Source organism: Amycolatopsis sp. BJA-103 (genome assembly GCF_002849735.1).
Lineage (GTDB): Bacteria > Actinomycetota > Actinomycetes > Mycobacteriales > Pseudonocardiaceae > Amycolatopsis.
The window spans coordinates 6,908,892-6,926,876 of sequence record NZ_CP017780.1; the positions used below are offsets into that span (position 1 = coordinate 6,908,892).

Below are 17,985 nucleotides of genomic sequence, written 5' to 3' on the forward strand. Positions count from 1 at the left end.
ACGCGACCAAGGTCTTTTGATCTTTTGAAGTCGCGCCTTTTGGCCGCAAGGCCCCGTGATCGCGATGGCAGGGCGCCCCTGGCTGGAACGTGACGTTCCAGCTCAAGGAGCGCCCTGGCAGCGCGATCACGGTCGGCGCGATCAACAACAGAGCGCGGTCAGCAGCCCAGGAAGTGGCACCGCACCACGCGCGGCTGCTCGATCACCTTCCCGGCCTCCACCGACCAGGCGAGCCGGAGGTACTGGGCGTGCGTCCACGCCAACGGGGTCGCGGACGCCGTCGGCGTGCCCGCCGGGAAGCCCGTCTGCCCCGAAGGCGCGTTCTCGTCCCAGACCTGCTCCGGCATGGTGTCCCCGGAGCTGCTGACGCGCCCCAGGTCGCGAAGGCGCTTCGCGGCCGTACCCCGGTCACCGGCGGCGAGGTCGTACTCGCCGCGTTCACCCGCGAGCAGTGGCCAGAGCCGTCCGAACGTGGTCCGGCTTTCGGCCGGGAACGTGTAGTCCCAGGGTGAGCCATCGGCCTTCTCGCCGTAGCCGTCCTTCGTGTACCGGTGCCAGAACTGACCCGTCGGGGTGGTGAACGCGATGTCGGCGTCGGTGACCTTGATGCTGTTCCGGATCACCGGATCGTCGGCCCGGTAGATGCCCAGCCTCACCAGTTCGAGGAAACCCGCGTCGGTCACGGCACGCTGGTCCATCGTGACGCTGGAGTTGCCGAGGTTGTACTTCGTGCCGTTGTCCGCGTTGCCGTCCTTGGTCAGCCGGACGAAGTACGGGTCCTTCGACAGCGGGCCGTTCGTGGTCACCGTCCACCGGGCGAGTTTCGCCTTGAACGCGTCGGCGGTGTCGAGGTAGCGCTTCGCGTCGGCGGCGGCGCCGTTCGCCTTGGCGAGATCCGCCGCGCAGACCAGTCCGGCGATCACCGCGGCGATCGTCGAAGGCGAGTAGCCGTCCTGCTCCTCCCAGCGCTCCTGCTGGCTGTACGGCGAGGCGTGCCCGTTGTCCGCCTTGTAGGACACCAGGAATTCCGCCGCCTTGCGCACGCCCTGCCAGGTCTTGGCGTCGGTGCGGCCGAGTTGCTGCGCGAGCACGATCGGCAGCGCGGTCTCGTCGAGCTGGATGGACGTCCAGTACGGAGTGCCGTCGACGTGGCTGTTCTGCGGCATGTGCCCGTCCGGCAACTGCTGTGTGCCGAACATGTAGTCGACCGACCGGTTGGCGGCGTCGCGATCACCGGCGGCGAGCAGGCCGGTCGCGATCTGGTAGAGGTCACGGGGCCAGACCAGGTGATAGGTGCCCGACGGCGACCACTCCGGGTCGTTGTTCCCGAATCGCCACGGCATGCTCGGCGACGCGATGAGCGCCCCCTGGTGGATCTTGTCCTCGCTCGCCGCGAGCATCAGCACGGACGCCTTGTAGAGGTCCCGTTCCTTCTTGGTCTTGAGGGACGACGGGACGTCCTTCACCTGGCGGAGGTACTGCTTCCAGCCGCGGTCGTACGCGCGGGCGGCGTCGGCGAATCCGCGCCGTAGCGAGGCTTTCGCGTTGGAGAGTGCCTCGGAGTCCTTCGCGCCCATGCCGAGCGAGAGCGTGAAGTCCCGCGAGCGGACACCATCGGCGGACGTCTGCCCGGTGAGCAGCACGTTGCCCTTCGCCGCGCTGGCGTAATCCTTGAGCGCGAAGGACTTCGTCAGCTGGGTGACGCCGTCGGAGGAACCCGCGTACCCCACGGAAGTGCGCGAGAACGCCGGTTCCGCGGCCAGCGCGGCCGCGGTCTTCGCGTCGGAAGCGACCGCGTTCGCCACGCCGGATCGCGCGGAGTCGTCGGAGCCTTCGTTGGTGAGATCGGGGTCCGCGACCGCGTACACCTGGTACGGGCGGCCGGTCAGCGAGACGAAGTCGACGTCGATCAGCACACTCGTGCGAGCCGGGTCGGTGACGTAGGTCTTGCGCACCTTCCAGCGGCGCTGGTCGTCGGTGATGGTCTGCTCGTAGGTGAGGCCGTCCGCGCCGGTGCGCCGCACCTGCTGCGACCTGGCCGAAGAATCGACGGTGGCGAAGCTCTTCCCGTCGGTGACGACGAGGTCCAGCGAGCGGACGCTCGGCGTGGACAGATCCGGGTAGTAGACCTCGGACATCCGGCCGCCCTGGAGGGTGAACCAGACGTTGCTCGCCCGATCACGGGCGGTGCCGAAGCCGGTCTTGTCCGCCGGGAGCCAGCTCGGATGGGCGCCGGGCGCTCCGGGCGCCTCACCGCCCTGTGTTTCACTGCCCTGGGCCTCGGCGACCGCTGGGACCAGGCCCGCGATCAGTACGCCTGCCAGTGCCGGGAGCACGAGTTTTCGCATAACCACCCCAGACTTCTGTAACGGTGCAGAACCTCAGGATTCTGTCGTGAATCCCGTGCGGGCACATGCTCCAAACCGGTGAACCGCTAACGCTGTCGACATGTCGATCATGCATCTAGAGGACTGGTTGCGGCAGATGCACGCGCATGAACCGCAACCAGTCCCCTACTTGCGGCTTCGGAGTGACCGATCCCCCGGAGGGTTGATTGTCCGAGCCCCGGCGTGGCATGGTCGGGGCACAACCAAACAACGCGGGAGCTCGCGCCATGGCGGGCTGAGAGGGCGGCTGGTGTCTTTCTAGGGGACCCGGCGCCGCCGACCGCATGAACCTGACCGGGTAATGCCGGCGTAGGGAGTGAACGTCGTTGACGACGCTAGAGAACAAGTCTGCCATCACGCCGACCGTGACCACGGGGCCGATCACCGGTTCCCGCAAGGTCTACAACCAGACGGAATCCGGCCTCCGGGTCCCCGCCCGGCGGATCGACCTTTCCAACGGCGAGCATTTCGACGTTTACGACACTTCCGGCCCGTACACCGACGACGACGCGCAGATCGATGTCCACAGTGGACTGCACCGGCTGCGCGCCGGCTGGGCGGACGGCCGTGCGCACAACACCCAGCTGGGCTGGGCGAAACAGGGCGTCATCACCCGCGAGATGGAGTACGTCGCGGCACGCGAGCGCTGCTCGGCGGAATTCGTGCGGGACGAGGTCGCGCGCGGTCGCGCGGTGATCCCCGCCAACCGCAAGCACCCGGAGTCCGAGCCGATGATCATCGGCAAGAAGTTCCTGGTGAAGATCAACGCCAACATGGGAAACTCGGCCGTCTGGTCCTCTGTGGAGGAAGAGGTCGACAAGATGGTGTGGGCCACCCGCTGGGGCGCCGACACGATCATGGACCTCTCCACCGGCAAGCGGATCCACGAGACCCGCGAGTGGATCGTCCGCAACTCGCCGGTCCCGGTCGGCACCGTGCCGATCTACCAGGCACTGGAAAAGGTCGACGGGGAGCCGGAAAAGCTGTCGTGGGAGGTCTACCGCGACACGATCATCGAGCAGTGCGAACAGGGCGTCGACTACGTCACCGTGCACGCGGGCGTCCTGCTGCGCTACATCCCGCTGACCGCGCGCCGGGTCACCGGCATCGTCTCGCGCGGTGGCTCGATCATGGCGGCGTGGTGCCTCGCGCACCACAAGGAATCGTTCCTGTACACCAACTTCGCCGAGCTCTGCGAGATCCTGCGCGAGTACGACGTCACCTTCTCCCTCGGTGACGGCCTGCGCCCCGGCTCGATCGCGGACGCGAACGACCGCGCGCAGTTCGCCGAACTGGAGACGCTGGGCGAGCTCACGCACATCGCCCGCGAGCACGACGTCCAGGTGATGATCGAGGGCCCCGGTCACGTGCCGATGCACAAGATCAAGGAGAACGTCGAGCTCGAGGAGAAGCTGACCGGCGAGGCGCCGTTCTACACCCTCGGCCCGCTCACGACCGACATCGCGCCGGCGTACGACCACATCACCTCGGCCATCGGCGCGGCGCAGATCGGCTGGTACGGCACGGCGATGCTCTGCTACGTCACGCCGAAGGAGCACCTGGGCCTGCCGAACCGCGACGACGTCAAGACCGGTGTGATCACCTACAAGATCGCCGCGCACGCCGCCGACCTCGCCAAGGGGCACCAGTACGCGCAGGAGTGGGACGACGAGCTTTCCAAGGCCCGCTTCGAATTCCGCTGGAACGACCAGTTCAACCTGTCGCTGGACCCGGACACCGCCCGCGCGTACCACGACGAGACGCTGCCCGCGGAACCGGCGAAGACGGCGCACTTCTGCTCGATGTGCGGGCCGAAGTTCTGCTCGATGCGCATCACCCAGGACGTCCGCAAGTACGCCGAGGAACACGGACTGTCCACTGTGGAAGCCATCGAAGCCGGTATGTCGGAGAAGTCGAACGAGTTCGCCGAGCAGGGCAACAAGGTCTACCTGCCGGTGGTCAATCAGTGACACACGCCGACGTACTCTCTCCCGCGGAGGCGTCATGAACACGGCACCCAGGACCGCCCTCACCATCGCCGGGTCGGATTCCGGTGGTGGTGCGGGCATCCAGGCCGACCTGCGCACCTTCTTCGCCAACGGTGTGCACGGGATGGTCGCGCTCACCGCGGTCACCGTGCAGAACTCGCTGGGCGTGCAGGGTTTCAGCGAGATCCCGGTCGACGTCGTCACCGGCCAGATCAAGGCCGTCGCCGTCGACATGGGCGTCGACGCCGCCAAGACCGGGATGCTCGCGACCGCCGAGATCATCAACGCCGTCGCCAAAACGCTCGACGAGGTCCACATCGGACGGAACACTTCGACACCGTTCGTCGTGGACCCTGTCGCCGCGTCGATGACCGGGCACGCGCTGCTGCGCGAGGAGGCGCTGGAGGCGATCCGCACCGAGCTCTTCCCGCGCGCGACGCTGATCACCCCGAACCTCGACGAGGTGCGGCTGCTGACCGGCGTGCGCGTGACCGGTCCGGCGACGCAGCGGGAAGCGGTGGAAGCGCTGCTGGAGTTCGGTTCGGAATGGGTGCTGGTGAAGGGCGGCCATCTCGACGCGGCCCAGGACTGCGTGGACCTGTTGTCCGACGGCACGTCTTGGGTCGAGCTGAGCGGGCCGCGGTTCGACACGCAAAACACCCATGGCGGCGGGGACACGATGGCCTCGGCGATCACTTCTTCGCTGGCGAAGGGGGCCGACGTGCCCACCGCGGTCGCCGAGGGGAAACGGTTCATCGAGCGGTGCGTGGCGGAGTCGTATCCGCTGGGGGCGGGTGTGGGTCCGGTTTCACCCTTTTGGCGGCTCAGCGACGCTTGAGGCGTGCAATGAAGGGGACTTTCATTGCGAAATTTGCAATGAAAGCCCCCTTCATTGCAGCCGTTACCGGGTCGTGAAGCGAGGAGCGTCCACGGCCCAGTACCAGTTGTTGCCCGCCGCGTACAGGCGCCAGGTCAGCTTCACCGACCGAGCCCCCGCGGGCACCTTGACCGAAGCCGACGTCGGCACCGAAAGCACGTCCCCGCCCTTGTTGGCCGTACCCGACTCCGGTCCGTAGGCCAGCACGCTCTGCTCGGGACCACCGTCGAACGACGCCGTCAGCGCGCCCCGCTGCGTCCCGTCCTGCCGGTAGTGCGAGACGAACGACACGTCCACAGTGGACCTACCGGAAACGTCGAGCCCGGGCGAGACCAGGGAAGAGTCGAAGGTGCCGCGTGAAGCGGGTGAGCCCTTGTCGTCCCACTCGTCCGGGTCGGCGACTGCGAAGACGCCGCGCGCCCGGGCGTTCGCCTCGCGCTGCTGGCCGGGAGCGGTGCGGGTCCAGAAGTCGTCGTTCGTGAAGGCCCAGCCCTGCCATTCCGCGACGCCCGCGGGCATTCCGGACGCGTTCCGCACGGTCCAGCCGCCCGGCGCGTCGTGCGTCCAACCGAGCACTCCCGCCGGGACACCGGTTTCGTCCTGGCGAGGCTTCAAGGAGGCCGTGTCGAAGACGTCGGAAGGCGCGGCGCCGAGCGGGTAGCCGTCGTAGATCGCCGGGGCCGCGGTACCCAGGTGCCGCAAGACGGTCGGCGCGATGTCGACGATCTTCGGTGCCACGGCGGGGGTTCCGGCCGGGACCGCGCCACCCGCGGCGATCACGAACGTCATCCGCTCCTCGGGGCTGTCGCCGCCGTGACCACCCGACGGCGTGTGGCCGTGGTCGGCGGAGATCATGATCAGCCAGTCCTCGCCGTCACGGTTCGCGCGGGCGTCGACGGCGGTCAGCAGGCGGCCGATCAGCGCGTCGTCGGTGCGCAGGGAGGCTTCGTACTGCGGCGAGTCCGCGCCGTGCGCGTGGCCCGCTTCATCCGTCTGTCCGAAGTAGACGAACGACGCGTCGGCCTTGTCCTGCTTGAGGTGTTTCTCCGCGTCGACGGCGACCTGCTCGTCCGTCTTCTCGTAACCGGCGCTGTCACCGTCGAGCACGAACTTGCGGTCCTGGCCGGTACGCAGGATCTTGTCGCCGATCGGCTTCCAGTCGACGGCCGCGTAGGTGTCGAGTACCGGGTTCGCGGTTTCGGCACGGGCGAGCCAACTCGGGTGCGAGGCGAGGTCGTTGCCGGTGAAGGAGTTGTCCTTCACCTTGTGCTTGTCCGGCCAGACGCCGGTGAGGATCGTGGACCAGCCGGGACCGCTGACCGTCGGCGCCATCCCGCTGCCGTACAGCGAGCTGCGCGAGGCGTACCCGCGCTTCACGAGCGCGTGGACGTTCGGGGTGTCGGCGGCCATCAGCTTGTCGAACCGGGCGCCGTCCAGGCCGATGACCAGCACCTTCGGTGTCTTGGCCGCGGCGGCCGCGACTCCGGTGGTCAGCCCGGCGACGGCCACCAGAGCCGACAGGAGGGAAAGCGTTCTGCGCACGAAAGCCTCCGGATAACTTGTTCGAACCAATTGTTCGTCAAGTTAGTGCGCCGAACTGTCCTCCCGATGAAGTCCGCGTGCCGCCGCGAAGGACTTCAGCCGACGGGCTCCATCACGCGCGAGTCGTAGGCCTTGCGGGATTCCAGGATCCCGTCGAAGTTGCCGACGGACCATTCGCTGACCGCCATCAGCAGGGTGCTCGCGCTCGAACCGCGTTCGGTCAGCGCGTACTCGACGGTCGGCGGCGTGGTCGGGTACACCGTCCGGGTGACCAGGCCGTCGCGTTCGAGGGCACGCAGGTTCTGGGTCAGCATCTTCTGGCTGATCCCGCCGACGGCACGGCGCAGCTCACCGAACCGGTGCGGTCGCCGCGACAGCGCGCCGAGCACCAGCGCGGTCCACTTGTTGGCGAGCAGATCGAGGACGTCTCGGCACGGACAGTTCCGCAGGTAGATGTCCCACGGCGATTCCGGCACTTCACAGGTGGTTTCCATCAGGTACCTAGTTTACCTACAAGTGCCTTCTGGCGAGAAGTGACCAAGCGGCCGAGGATGGTGTCACAAGAACTACTAAGGAGCTTTCGATGCGCGTCGTGACCCAGCAGCGGCTTGGTGGCCCGGAGGTACTGGAGGTGACCGAGACCGGCCGTCCGGTGCCCGGCCCGACCGAGGTCCTCGTGCGGGTGCGGGCCGCGGGCATCAACCCGGTCGACTGGAAGACCCGGGCCTACGGCGTCTTCATGGGCGAGCCGCCGTTCGTCCTCGGCTGGGACGTGTCCGGGGTGGTGGAGGAGCTCGGCGTCGGCACGACGCACTTCGCCGTCGGTGACGAGGTCCTCGGTTTCCCGTGGTTTCCCCGGCAGGCCGGTGGCTACGGCGAATACGTGACCGCGCCCGCCCGCCAGTTCGTGCGCAAACCCGCGAACCTCTCCCACGAGGACGCCGCCGGGCTGCCGCTCGCCGGCCTCACCGCGTGGCAGGGCCTCGTGGACATCGCCGGCGTCCAGCCGGGACAGCGCGTGCTGATCGACGCCGCGGCGGGCGGGGTCGGGCACCTCGCCGTCCAGGTGGCGAAGGCGCGTGGCGCGTACGTCCTGGGCACGGCGAGCGCCGGGAAGCACGGCTTCCTCCGCGAACTCGGCGTCGACGAGCCGATCGACTACCACGACGAGACCGCGACGGCGTCCGATGTCGACGTCGTGTTCGGGCTGGTCGGCGAGCAGAGCGACCTGCGCTGGCTGGACGCGGTGAAGCCGGGTGGCCTGCTCATCGCGGTTCCGGGCGGCGTGAGCGAGGCCGTCGCCGCGAAGGCCGAGAAGCTGGGCGTGCGGACGTCGGGGATGCTCGCCGAACCCGATCAGCTCGGCCTGCTGGCGCTGACCGAACTGATCGAGAAGGGCGAACTGCGCGTCCACGTCGAGCAGACCTTCCCGCTGGAGGACGTCGCCAAGGCTCACGAAGTCGGCGAAGGCGGCCGTGTCACCGGAAAGCTCGTCCTGACGGTGTAGTCAAGCGCGTGGACCTAGCCGCGCGGCAGCACCGTCGGCAGGACGGTGGTCAGCCCCGTCCAGTCCGAGGTGAGCACCGACGCGTGGTTCTTCGCCAGCAGGGCCGCCCGTTCGCTCGCCTGCGCCACGGTGGGGTTACGGGAGTCGATGGCCGGCGCGACGTTGTGCGCGTCGGTCATCACCACGTAGTAGTGGTTGTCGTCGTACCAACCCGGCGCGGTCCGCGTCAGGAACGCGTTCGCGTCGCCGTCGAACACCACGAACCACGGCCGCAGCCCGGCGTCGGCGTACTTCGTCCGCGGATCACCCGGCGCCGCGCCGTGCACCGCCGGGAAGATCTGCGCCTCGCCGACCCGGCCCGCGTCCTTCAGAGACCGCAGATGGCGCGCGTATTCGACATCGGTCTTGAGCGTGTCCGTCGGATTTCCCTCCTCGACCGTGCCGGGGATGACCTCGATGATCACCTTGCCCCGCAACGCGTCCAGCGACGGCCAGTTGTCCGCTTTGGCCGCGTCGTCGAGCGTCGCGTACCCGCCGAGCAGATCCGCCGGGCGGAAGACCGCACTGCCGAGATGCCCCCGGATGGAGGCGTCGAGTTCGTCCGGGCCGAGGCCGCGGTTGTCCGCGAACCCGGTCTTCATCTCCAGTTTGAGCGTGAGCGGTTTGCTGTCCGGATGCGCGCCCAGCCAGACGCGGATGTCGTCGAGGCAGTGTTCGAGGTTCTTGTTCTTCCCGCCGGTGTACAGCTGCGACGGCGAACTCGCCGCGACGCAGTTGTTGTTGTTCCCCAACGGGTTCGAGTGACTGACCTTCCATTCGCGGGTGATGATGTTCGGCCAGACGTCGAGTTCGATCAGCGAGGTACCCGCGTCCAGCGACCTCGCGAGGTAGTCGTAGGCGCCGGTTTCGTAGGTGTTGTGGACGCCGACGGTGGTCACGTGGGAGACCTTGGCGGCGTCCGCGTTCGCGACCGCTCCGGACAGCGAAGCCGCCACGATCACGCCGATCAGGGACACGGTGGGGACGAGTTTCATTCGGGCCCTTTCGCACGCGGGGAGTGCAATGGCTCACACACTGTGCCACCGTGGTGGACGGTGGCCGAACCGGTGTTGAACCAAAAGGACCAGTCGGGAAAATGAACCCATGAGCGAGAACCCGAGCCCGCCGTCGGCGCTGACCATCGCCGGTTCCGACTCCGGCGGCGCCGCCGGTCTGCAGGCGGACCTGCGCACGTTCCTCACCTGCGGCGTGCACGGCCTGGTCGCGGTGACCGCCGTGACCGTCCAGAACACCCTCGGCGTGCACGACCGGACCGACATCCCGGCGGGGATCGTCGCCGGGCAGATCGAGGCCGTCGCGGCCGACATGGGCGTCAACGCGGCCAAGACCGGGATGCTGGCGTCGGCCGAGATCATCAACGCCGTCGCCGCCGCCTGCGACAAGGCCGAAATCGGCCGCGACCGGAAGGTGCCGTTCGTGGTCGACCCGGTCGCGGCGTCGATGCACGGGCATCCGCTGTTCGACGAGGACGGCCTGGTGGCGCTGCGCGACGAGCTCCTGCCGCGCGCGACGGTCCTCACGCCGAACCTCGACGAGGTCCGGCTGCTGACCGGGATGACCGTGACCACCCGCGAACAGATGCACCAGGCCGCCGTCGTCCTGCACCGGCTCGGCCCGAAGTACGTGCTCGTGAAGAGCGGCCACCTCGTGTCCGACCCGGAATGCGTCGACGTGCTCTTCGACGGTTCCACGTTCGTCGAACTGCCGGGCGAGCGGTTCGCGACGCAGCACACGCACGGCGCCGGGGACACCATGGCGTCGGCGCTGACGGCGGGGCTCGCGAAGGGCATGTCCGTCGTGGAGGCCGCCCGCTACGGCAAGTGGTTCGTCTCACACGCGGTCGAAAACGCCTACCCCATGGGCGCGAAGGTCGGTCCGGTTTCGGCGTTTTGGCGGCTTGCGCCGGAGCACTGAGAACACGGCCGGTTACGATCTGTGCCGTGACCGGACGCGAGCGGGTCGCCAAGGTCGTCGAGGCCCGCGGCTTTCAGAACTTCATCATCGCGGTGATCGTCTTCAACGCCGTCACCCTCGGCCTGGAGACCTCCACGAGAATGCTCGCGGAGTACGGGTCTCTGCTGCACGCGGTCGACTACGTCGCGCTCACGATCTTCGTGCTCGAACTCTGCGCGAAGTTCTACGCCTACCGCGCGAAGTTCTTCCGCGACCCGTGGAACATCTTCGACCTGCTCGTCGTCGGCATCGCGGTGATCCCCACGACCGGCCCGTTCGCGGTCCTGCGGGCGTTGCGGGTCCTGCGGGTGCTGCGACTGATCTCGGTCGTGCCGTCGATGCGGAAGGTCGTCACCGGCCTGCTCGCGGCGATCCCCGGGATGGCGTCGATCGCAGCGCTGCTCGCGCTGATCATCTTCGTCGCGGGTGTGATGGCGACCAAGCTCTTCGGGGCCATCTCGCCGGAGAACTTCGGCGACCTCGGCACCTCGCTGTTCACCCTGTTCCAGGTGATGACGGGCGAGGCGTGGCCGGACATCGCCAAGGAGATCATGAAGGAAGCACCCATGGCCTGGGTGTTCTTCGTGGTCTACATCCTCGTGTCCAGCTTCGCGGTGCTGAACCTCTTCATCGCCGTCGTGGTCAGCGGGATGGAGGACGAGCTTCGTCAGGACATCCGCGAAGAAGAAGCGAAGCAGGCCGAAACCCAGGCCCTGGCGAACAAGGAGATCCTCGACGAGCTCCGGGCTCTTCGCGCCGAAGTCAGCGCTCTTCGTCGGCGATAAGCGCTTCGAGGGCGGGCAGAGCCACCGCGAGCGCCGCCTGGTGCTCCGGGGTCAGCCGCTCGAGGCGCTTGCCCAGTTCGTTCACCCTCGTCGACCGGACGCCGGAAACCAGCCTCTCGCCCTCTTCGGTGGCCTCGGCGAGCCAGGCCCGCCTGTCGATCGGGTCCGATTCACGGCTGACGTAGCCCGCTTCGACCAGCGAAGCGACGATCCGCGACATGGTGGCCGCGGCGACGCCTTCCTTCGCCGCGAGATCCCCCAGCCGGAGCTGGCCGTAGTGCACGAGCGTGGCGAGCGCCGAGATGGCGCCATGGCCCGGTCCGGGTATTCCCGCCTGACGCAGTGACCGGGACAACCTGCCCACCGCCAGGAACAATCTGCCCGAAACATCCTGGACCGCTGACGTGGTCACCACTGGCTCCTCTGGGTACACGGCGGCGGGTGCGCCGCCGGAGAGTGCCGTCAACCATACGGGCTCTCCGTGCAGGGTCGCCGTGAACCGTACAAAAGGGTTATCGGGGCGGGCTCGACGCGTGTGCCCAGAACCGCTGGGGAATCCGCCCCGCGCTCGCGGCCAGCCTTCCGGCGGTGACCGCGAAGCGCATCGCCGACGCCATCCGCTCCGGATCGGCCGCCCTGGTCACGGCGGTGGAGAGCAGGACGGCGTCGCAGCCGAGCTCCATCGCCAGCGTCGCGTCGGAGGCCGTGCCGATCCCGGCGTCGAGGATCACCGGGACCCCCGCGCGCGACACGATCAGCTCGATGTTGTGCGGGTTCCGGATACCGAGACCGGTGCCGATCGGCGCGCCCAGCGGCATCACGGCCGCGCAGCCCGCCTCCTCCAGCCGCAGCGCCAGCACCGGGTCGTCGTTGGTGTACGCGAGCACGGTGAAGCCGTCCGCGGTGAGCCGCTCCGCCGCTTCGAGGGTCTCGAACGGGTCCGGCAGCAGCGTGCGGTCGTCGGCGTGGACTTCCAGCTTGATGAGGTCGGTCTCGAGTGCTTCGCGCGCGAGCTGGGCGGTGAGGATCGCTTCGGCCGCCGTCCGGCAGCCTGCGGTGTTGGGCAGCAGGCGGATACCGAGCCGCCGGAGCAGTTCGAGGACGCCGGAGCCGCCCTCGGCGTCCGCCTTGCGCATCGCGACGGTGGTCAGTTCCGTGCCGGACGCCACCAGCGCGCGTTCCACCACGGCGAGGTTCGCCGCGCCGCCGGTGCCGATGATCAGCCGCGACGAGAGCTTGTGCTCGCCGATGACGAGGTGGTCGCCGTCCATGCCGGACATTTCAGCCTCCTTGGACCGCGGTGAGGATGTCGACGCTGGCGCCCTTGCGCACCACGGCTTCCGGCCAGTCGCCGCGCCGGACGACCACGCCGTCCACCGCGACGGCGACGCCTTGTGCCGCCGTGCCGAGCGCCTCGAGCACGCCCTCGACGGTGGTCCCGTCGGGGAACTCGCGCCACTGGCCGTTGACCTGGATCTCCATCACACCCGCTCCTCGCTCCGCCGCGACGGCGTCGCCGCCGTGACCTCTTCCGGCAACGGCCCGCCGTCCAGCCAGGCGACCGCGGCGACCGCGGTGAGCGGGGCCATCAGCAGACCGTTGCGATGGTGACCTGTCGCGGCGAAGACACCTTCGCCCAGCTCACCGATGAAAGGCATGGTGTCGACGCTGGCCGCGCGCAATCCGGCGGCGGTCTCGACGAGTTCGTATTCGGTGATGCCCGGGAAGACGCGCTCCGCGCCTTCGAGCAGCTCGCGAACGCCCCGGACGGTGACGGTCTCGTCGAAACCGGCCTCGTACTGGGTCGCGCCGAGGACGAGCTGGCCGTCTTCACGCGGGACGAGGTAGATCGGGCGGCCCTCGACCATCGCGCGGACGGTCCTCACCGGTGGCGGCAGGCAGCCCCGGCGCGGCCGCAGGCGGAGGATCTCGCCCTTCAGCGGGCGGACCGCGTCGGCGAGCGCCGGGTGGAGACGTCCGGTCCAGGCGCCCGCGGCGAGAACGACGTCGCCTTCGAGGCGTTCGAGATCGGTGACAGTCTCGTCGCGGAACGCGACCTCGTGCTTGTCGCAAGCGTGTTTGAGCGCCAGCAGCAGTCTTCTGTTGTCCACGGCCAGATCCCCGGGCACCAGCAGTCCACTTCGGACAGTGGCGGCGAGACAGGGTTCGACCCGGCGGGCTTCGCGGCCGGTCAGTCTCTCGACCTCGCGGCCGAGTTCGGTGAGGTACGTGGCGAGCATTTCGAGGTTGCCCGCGTCGGCGCCATCGAGCGCGACGACGAGCGTGCCGTGCGGCGAAAGCCCCGGGTCGGCGCCCTCTTCGGCCAGGTCACGGGCGAAATCCGGCCAGCGCCGCAGTGACGCTTCGCCGAGGGTGAGGACGTCTTCCTCGCCGGGCCAGGCCTCGGTGACCGGTGCGAGCATGCCGCCCGCGAGCCACGACGCGCCGCGACCGGGCTCGGGGTCGTACACGGTGACGCGATGGCCGCGCGCGGCCGCGCGCCAAGCGACCGAGAGGCCGATGACCCCGCCGCCGACAACCGAAAGTTCCTTCATGGACGCACGCTCCCTGCGCCGGCATGACCCGGATCAGGTTCCACGGTCGGAGCGGTTTCGGCTCCCTCTCAGCCCGTCCTCGGGCTCCCGTGCGGACCACCCCACCGTAGCGCGCGGGTACCGTCGCCGCCATGCCCACCCTGTCTGATCCGCGGATCCGCGCACGGCTCGCGAACGCCCGCCTGTACCTCTGCACCGACGCCCGGTCCGGCCGCGGCGATCTCGCCGAATTCGCCGACGCGGCACTGGCGGGCGGGGTCGACATCATCCAGCTGAGGGACAAGACCGGCGGTGCCCCGATCGAGGCGAAACACGAGATCGCGGCGCTGGAAGTGCTCGCGGAGGCGTGCGAGAGGCACGGCAAGCTGCTGGCGGTGAACGACCGCGCGGACGTCGCGCTCGCCGTCGGCGCGCACGTGCTGCACCTGGGCCAGGACGACATCCCGGTGCCGCTGGCCCGCGAGATCGTCGGCGACGACGTGGCGATCGGCCGCTCCACCCATTCGGCCGAACAGGCCAAGGCCGCGGCCGAGGAGCCGGGCGTGGACTACTTCTGCACCGGACCGTGCTGGCCGACGCCGACGAAGCCCGGCCGCTCCGCTCCGGGACTCGACCTGGTGCGCGCCACGGCGGGTTTCGGAACGCCGCGGCCGTGGTTCGCGATCGGCGGGATCGACGCCGACCGGCTGCCCGAGGTGCTGGACGCGGGGGCGTCGCGGATCGTCGTCGTCCGGGCGATCACCGAGGCCGAAGACCCCGAAGCGGCCGCTCGCACCCTCCGCTCCTCCCTCGCCTGACCCCTCCACCACCGCAAGTAGTCCTCTAGTTGCGATAGTTGGTGATACGAACTACCGCAACTAGAGGACGAAACGCGGGAGAGGAGAGGGATCAAGGCGCGGGGGTGCCGGAGGCGGGAGCGGACGGGGTGGTCGGGGGCGCCTGGGAGGTCGACGGCGTCGTGGACGGCGTCGTCGGAGGGGCCTGAGTGGTCGTGGGGGCCGTCGGTGCCGTCGACGGGGTCGGCGTGGTCGACGGCGTGTTCCCGGGCTGGTTGTCCTGGGTTTCGGAGGGGGACGTCGCGGGCGGGGTGTCCTGCTTGTCCTGCCGCTCCTGCGCCTGCCCGCCGCCGATGATCTTCCCTATGGTCGTCCCGGTCCCGCCGCCGAAGGTCTTCCCGGTCGCGCCCTCGAAACCGGTGATCGCGACGAGCGCCACCACGAACGCCACCACGCTGACCCCGGCGATCACCGCCCAGCGCGGTTTGAACTTCCGCTCGGAGGGCTCTTCGTCCTCCGCCGGGGTGAGCCGGACGGTCTCCTGCTCCGACGGGTCGAGCACCCGCCGCCGTCCCGGCACGGTCAGCACCACTCGTGCCTTCAGCGCCGCGTCCTTCGTGCGTTGCAGCGAACGCAGGTACAGCTCGCCACCGAGCGTCGTGATCACGCTCGCCAGCCCGGCGCCGGCGACCGTGCCGGCCACGCCGAGCGTGGAACCCAGTAACGCCGCGGTGATCGCGGCCATCGCGGCCGCCGTCACCTGGACGATCCTCCCCTGCTTTTCCGTCTTTTCGGTTTCCTTCTCGGAAGTCTCCTTGGTCATGATCCCGTTCTGCAGCTAGTCGATCCTCACCCGGTCCTAACGAATAAGGCGCATGGGATGCTCCGTTCGTTGTCCACACGTGAGGAGCGCCACGCCGTCTGTCCAAAAAGGACTGTCCAGAGTTCACGATTCCTTGACATAATAAGGCATATGGAATTGGTCTCAATCGAGGAAATCCGTGACGCGGCCAGCCGGATCAAGGGCGCCGCGGTACGCACACCGTTGCTGGAACAGACGTGGGCGCCGTTGTGGCTCAAGCCGGAAAGCCTGCAGCGGATCGGCGCATTCAAGGTTCGTGGCGCGTACAATGCGATCGCCGCACTCGACGAAGATCAGCGCGCCCGCGGGGTCGTCGCGTTCTCCAGTGGCAACCACGCGCAAGCGGTCGCCTACTCGGCGAAACGGTTCGGGATTCCCGCGGTGATCATCGTTCCGGACGTCGCCCCGCGCGCGAAGGTCGAAGCCACCAAGGCGCTGGGCGCCGAAGTCATCGAGGTCCCGATCGACCGCCAGCAGTCCTCGGCGCTCGCCGTCGCCGGAGAACGGGACCTCACCCTGATCCCGCCGTTCGACCACCGCGACGTCATCGCCGGCCAGGGCACCGTCGGCCTGGAGATCGCCGAAGACCTGCCGGACGCCGAAGTCGTCCTCGTCCCGCTCAGCGGTGGCGGGCTGGCCTCGGGCGTCGGCACGGCGATCAAGGCGCTGCTCCCCGGCGCGAAGGTCATCGGCGTCGAGCCCGAACTCGCGGCCGACACCGCCGAGGGCCTGCGCGCGGGCAGGCGGATCGAATGGCCGATGGACCTGCGGGCGAGGACCATCGCCGACGGTCTGCGCGCCCAGCCGTCGGACCTGACCTTCGCCCACCTCCGGGCGGTACTCGACGACGTCGTCACCGTTTCCGAGGAGGAGATCCGGGAGGCCGTCCGGACGCTGGCGCACCGCGCCCGCCTGATCGCCGAGCCGAGCGGTGCCACCGCGACCGCCGCGTACCTGTTCCACCGTGACGCGTTGCCGCCGGGGAAGACCGTGTCGGTGGTTTCGGGCGGCAATCTGGACCCGGCGACGCTGGCCGAACTCCTGGCTTAGGGCGCCGAGTGCCCGGCGGGACGGACGTGCGTCGGCGGCGAGTCCACCCCGCAGTGGAGGCATTCGCCGGGATGCGGCGACTCGGCGGTGTCGTCGGCGGCCTCGGACGGCGTGTCGAGGACACCGTTGTGGATGCCGAGCGCGATCAGGCCGCCGCCGATCGCCAGCGCCGCGCACACCAGCAGCGCCGTCCGCCAGCCCGCGGTCAGCGCCACCGGATCGGTGTAGGCGGCGCCGGACAGTCCGGCGACGGCGGGCAGCACGGCGATCGCGAGCAGCCCGCCGGAGCGGGCGATGGCGTTGTTGACCCCGGAGGCCACGCCCGCGTACCGGTCCGGCGCGGCGGCCAGCACGGTCGCGGTCACCGGCGCGACGACCGTCGCCAGCCCGGCACCGAACACGACGACGGCGGGCAACACCGACCCGAGATACGAAGACCCCGGCCCCACGCGCATCAGCAGGAGCATGCCCACACCGACCAGGATCGGGCCGACGACCAGTTGCGCGCGCGGCCCGATCCGCTGCGCCAGCGCGCCGGACCGGCCGGAGAACAGCAGCATGATGACGGTGATCGGCAGTCCGGCGAGCCCGGCCGCGGTCGGTGAATAGCCCAGCGAAACCTGCAGCTGCATGACCATCAGCATCATCACGCCGCCGAGTGCCGCGTAGACGACGAAGGTCAGCGCGTTGGCGAGGCTGAACGTCCGGTCGCGGAACAGCTTCGGCGGCACCAGCGGGTCGGCCGAGCGGTGCTGGATCACCAGGAAAGCGCCCAGCCCCGCGACCCCGAGCACGATGGCCACCAGGACGACGACGTCCCCGATGCCGCGTCCGGGCGCCTCGACCAACGCGCCGGTCAGCCCGGCGAGGCCGATCGCGCCGACGGCGGCCGCGGTGAAGTCCGGATGCCCGGTCGCCTCCTCGTCGCGGGACTCGGGCACATAGCGCCGGGCGAGCAGGACGCAGACGACGGCCAGCGGCAGGTTGATCAGGAACGCCAGCCGCCACGACCACACCTGCACCAGCACGCCGCCGAGCAGCGGGCCGATCGCCGCGGCGATCCCGCCGAGCCCGGACCACGCGCCGATCGCGCGGGCCCGGTCGTCGTGGGCGAAGGACGCTTGGAGGATGGCGAGGGAGCCGGGCGTGAGCAAAGCTCCCCCGATCCCTTGGAGGACGCGCGTCGCGACGAGCATCTCGGTCGTCGTCGCGGCGGCGCACAGCCCGGACGCGATCCCGAACCAGACGACGCCGACGATGAACATCCGGCGGCGGCCGTAGCGGTCGCCGAGCGAGCCGGCGACGAGGATCAGCGCGGCGAGTGCGAGCAGGTAGCCGTCGAGGATCCATTGCAGGCCCGCGACGGACGCTTCGAGTTCTTCGCCGATCCTCGGCAGCGCGACGTTGATGATCGTCCCGTCGAGCATCGCCATGCCCGAGCCCACGATGGTCGTCGCGAGTACTCCGCGCGCCACCGGCGTCCCCCAGCGAATCCCCACCCCGTCAGTCATGGAACGACTGAATCACGCCCACCCGCACCGAGCCACAGCGGAAACGCAAAGTGTCTGACACGTCAGAGATTCAGCGACCGAACGACCCGAACCGGCGGACCCTGACTACTCGAAGCGCGTCAGCGCGACGAG

At 69.2% G+C, this 17,985-nt stretch carries 17 protein-coding genes and 2 riboswitches; of the genes, 7 read left to right on the plus strand and 10 right to left on the minus strand.

Annotated features, from left to right (window positions below):
- Positions 1 to 158: 158 nt before the first annotated feature.
- Positions 159 to 2,348, minus strand: coding sequence for a glycoside hydrolase family 15 protein (locus BKN51_RS30610; RefSeq protein ID WP_101610938.1), 2,190 nt, complete (start codon positions 2,346 to 2,348; stop codon positions 159 to 161).
- 241 nt (positions 2,349 to 2,589) lie between these two features.
- A riboswitch (TPP riboswitch) is annotated at positions 2,590 to 2,720 on the plus strand.
- Here BKN51_RS30610 and thiC point away from each other — a divergent pair.
- Both thiC and thiD (BKN51_RS30620) read left to right on the plus strand, forming a co-directional pair.
- Positions 2,714 to 4,357, plus strand: a complete 1,644-nt coding sequence (gene thiC, locus BKN51_RS30615; RefSeq protein WP_168214422.1) for a phosphomethylpyrimidine synthase ThiC — start codon at positions 2,714 to 2,716, stop codon at positions 4,355 to 4,357. It overlaps the preceding riboswitch by 7 nt.
- Before the next feature lie 34 nt (positions 4,358 to 4,391).
- Positions 4,392 to 5,213, plus strand: coding sequence for a bifunctional hydroxymethylpyrimidine kinase/phosphomethylpyrimidine kinase (gene thiD / locus BKN51_RS30620; RefSeq protein WP_101610940.1), 822 nt, complete (start codon positions 4,392 to 4,394; stop codon positions 5,211 to 5,213).
- Between the two features lie 63 nt (positions 5,214 to 5,276).
- On the opposite strand, the gene BKN51_RS30625 is transcribed toward thiD (BKN51_RS30620), so the two are convergent.
- Together BKN51_RS30625 and BKN51_RS30630 are read right to left on the minus strand one after the other, a co-directional pair.
- A complete protein-coding gene (locus BKN51_RS30625; protein WP_101610941.1) occupies positions 5,277 to 6,794 on the minus strand; it encodes an alkaline phosphatase family protein in 1,518 nt (505 codons plus the stop codon).
- Positions 6,795 to 6,889: 95 nt separating this feature from the next.
- Complete coding sequence (locus BKN51_RS30630; RefSeq protein WP_174720471.1) at positions 6,890 to 7,288, minus strand: winged helix-turn-helix transcriptional regulator; 399 nt, start codon at positions 7,286 to 7,288, stop codon at positions 6,890 to 6,892.
- Between the two features lie 89 nt (positions 7,289 to 7,377).
- Here BKN51_RS30630 and BKN51_RS30635 point away from each other — a divergent pair, with 89 nt between their 5' ends.
- The gene (locus BKN51_RS30635) at positions 7,378 to 8,301 is read left to right on the plus strand and encodes an NADP-dependent oxidoreductase (protein ID WP_101610942.1); all 924 of its coding nucleotides are present in this window, start codon (positions 7,378 to 7,380) and stop codon (positions 8,299 to 8,301) included.
- A 14-nt stretch (positions 8,302 to 8,315) separates the two neighbouring features.
- On the opposite strand, the gene BKN51_RS30640 is transcribed toward BKN51_RS30635, so the two are convergent.
- Positions 8,316 to 9,335, minus strand: a complete 1,020-nt coding sequence (locus BKN51_RS30640) for a phosphatidylinositol-specific phospholipase C domain-containing protein (RefSeq protein WP_101610943.1) — start codon at positions 9,333 to 9,335, stop codon at positions 8,316 to 8,318.
- Positions 9,336 to 9,444: 109 nt separating this feature from the next.
- Between BKN51_RS30640 and thiD (BKN51_RS30645) the strand changes: the two genes are divergently transcribed.
- Both thiD (BKN51_RS30645) and BKN51_RS30650 read left to right on the plus strand, forming a co-directional pair.
- On the plus strand, positions 9,445 to 10,275 hold the full coding sequence (gene thiD, locus BKN51_RS30645; protein WP_101610944.1) for a bifunctional hydroxymethylpyrimidine kinase/phosphomethylpyrimidine kinase: 831 nt from the start codon (positions 9,445 to 9,447) through the stop codon (positions 10,273 to 10,275).
- 26 nt (positions 10,276 to 10,301) lie between these two features.
- Positions 10,302 to 11,099 (plus strand): ion transporter, encoded by a 798-nt coding sequence (locus tag BKN51_RS30650; RefSeq protein ID WP_101610945.1) that lies wholly within the window; start codon positions 10,302 to 10,304, stop codon positions 11,097 to 11,099.
- On the opposite strand, the gene BKN51_RS30655 is transcribed toward BKN51_RS30650, so the two are convergent.
- The 4 genes from BKN51_RS30655 to thiO form a co-directional block, all read right to left on the minus strand.
- Positions 11,077 to 11,511 (minus strand): MarR family winged helix-turn-helix transcriptional regulator, encoded by a 435-nt coding sequence (locus tag BKN51_RS30655; protein ID WP_101610946.1) that lies wholly within the window; start codon positions 11,509 to 11,511, stop codon positions 11,077 to 11,079. The two genes, BKN51_RS30650 and BKN51_RS30655, sit on opposite strands and share 23 nt — an antisense overlap.
- A 100-nt stretch (positions 11,512 to 11,611) precedes the next feature.
- On the minus strand, positions 11,612 to 12,370 hold the full coding sequence (locus BKN51_RS30660) for a thiazole synthase (RefSeq protein WP_101613547.1): 759 nt from the start codon (positions 12,368 to 12,370) through the stop codon (positions 11,612 to 11,614).
- 10 nt (positions 12,371 to 12,380) lie between these two features.
- Positions 12,381 to 12,581: a sulfur carrier protein ThiS gene (gene thiS / locus BKN51_RS30665; protein WP_101610947.1), complete on the minus strand. Its 201-nt coding sequence runs from the start codon at positions 12,579 to 12,581 to the stop codon at positions 12,381 to 12,383.
- Positions 12,581 to 13,654, minus strand: a complete 1,074-nt coding sequence (thiO, locus tag BKN51_RS30670) for a glycine oxidase ThiO (protein WP_101610948.1) — start codon at positions 13,652 to 13,654, stop codon at positions 12,581 to 12,583. Before thiO ends, thiS begins: the two co-directional genes overlap by 1 nt.
- Positions 13,648 to 13,755, minus strand: a riboswitch (TPP riboswitch). It overlaps the preceding gene by 7 nt.
- 30 nt (positions 13,756 to 13,785) lie before the next feature.
- On the opposite strand from thiO, the gene thiE reads away from it, so the two are divergent.
- Complete coding sequence (thiE, locus tag BKN51_RS30675; protein WP_101610949.1) at positions 13,786 to 14,451, plus strand: thiamine phosphate synthase; 666 nt, start codon at positions 13,786 to 13,788, stop codon at positions 14,449 to 14,451.
- A gap of 91 nt (positions 14,452 to 14,542) precedes the next feature.
- Here thiE and BKN51_RS30680 read toward each other — a convergent pair whose 3' ends face one another.
- Positions 14,543 to 15,253: a hypothetical protein gene (locus BKN51_RS30680; protein ID WP_101610950.1), complete on the minus strand. Its 711-nt coding sequence runs from the start codon at positions 15,251 to 15,253 to the stop codon at positions 14,543 to 14,545.
- Positions 15,254 to 15,403: 150 nt separating this feature from the next.
- On the opposite strand from BKN51_RS30680, the gene BKN51_RS30685 reads away from it, so the two are divergent.
- Positions 15,404 to 16,342 (plus strand): threonine ammonia-lyase, encoded by a 939-nt coding sequence (locus BKN51_RS30685; RefSeq protein WP_101610951.1) that lies wholly within the window; start codon positions 15,404 to 15,406, stop codon positions 16,340 to 16,342.
- Here the strand turns inward: BKN51_RS30685 and BKN51_RS30690 are convergent.
- On the minus strand, positions 16,339 to 17,853 hold the full coding sequence (locus tag BKN51_RS30690; protein WP_101610952.1) for an MFS transporter: 1,515 nt from the start codon (positions 17,851 to 17,853) through the stop codon (positions 16,339 to 16,341). The genes BKN51_RS30685 and BKN51_RS30690 overlap by 4 nt on opposite strands.
- Positions 17,854 to 17,985: the final 132 nt, after the last annotated feature.

Coding starts and splice junctions, on each gene's coding strand:
- thiE (WP_101610949.1), top strand. CDS start 13,786: ATGCCCACCCTGTCTGATCCGCGGATCCGCGCACGGCTCGCGAACGCC.
- BKN51_RS30640 (WP_101610943.1), bottom strand. CDS start 9,335: ATGAAACTCGTCCCCACCGTGTCCCTGATCGGCGTGATCGTGGCGGCT.
- BKN51_RS30610 (WP_101610938.1), bottom strand. CDS start 2,348: ATGCGAAAACTCGTGCTCCCGGCACTGGCAGGCGTACTGATCGCGGGC.
- BKN51_RS30630 (WP_174720471.1), bottom strand. CDS start 7,288: ATGGAAACCACCTGTGAAGTGCCGGAATCGCCGTGGGACATCTACCTG.
- thiD (WP_101610940.1), top strand. CDS start 4,392: ATGAACACGGCACCCAGGACCGCCCTCACCATCGCCGGGTCGGATTCC.
- BKN51_RS30685 (WP_101610951.1), top strand. CDS start 15,404: ATGGAATTGGTCTCAATCGAGGAAATCCGTGACGCGGCCAGCCGGATC.
- BKN51_RS30690 (WP_101610952.1), bottom strand. CDS start 17,853: ATGACTGACGGGGTGGGGATTCGCTGGGGGACGCCGGTGGCGCGCGGA.
- thiD (WP_101610944.1), top strand. CDS start 9,445: ATGAGCGAGAACCCGAGCCCGCCGTCGGCGCTGACCATCGCCGGTTCC.
- BKN51_RS30660 (WP_101613547.1), bottom strand. CDS start 12,370: ATGGACGGCGACCACCTCGTCATCGGCGAGCACAAGCTCTCGTCGCGG.
- BKN51_RS30680 (WP_101610950.1), bottom strand. CDS start 15,253: ATGACCAAGGAGACTTCCGAGAAGGAAACCGAAAAGACGGAAAAGCAG.
- BKN51_RS30635 (WP_101610942.1), top strand. CDS start 7,378: ATGCGCGTCGTGACCCAGCAGCGGCTTGGTGGCCCGGAGGTACTGGAG.
- thiO (WP_101610948.1), bottom strand. CDS start 13,654: ATGAAGGAACTTTCGGTTGTCGGCGGCGGGGTCATCGGCCTCTCGGTC.
- thiS (WP_101610947.1), bottom strand. CDS start 12,581: ATGGAGATCCAGGTCAACGGCCAGTGGCGCGAGTTCCCCGACGGGACC.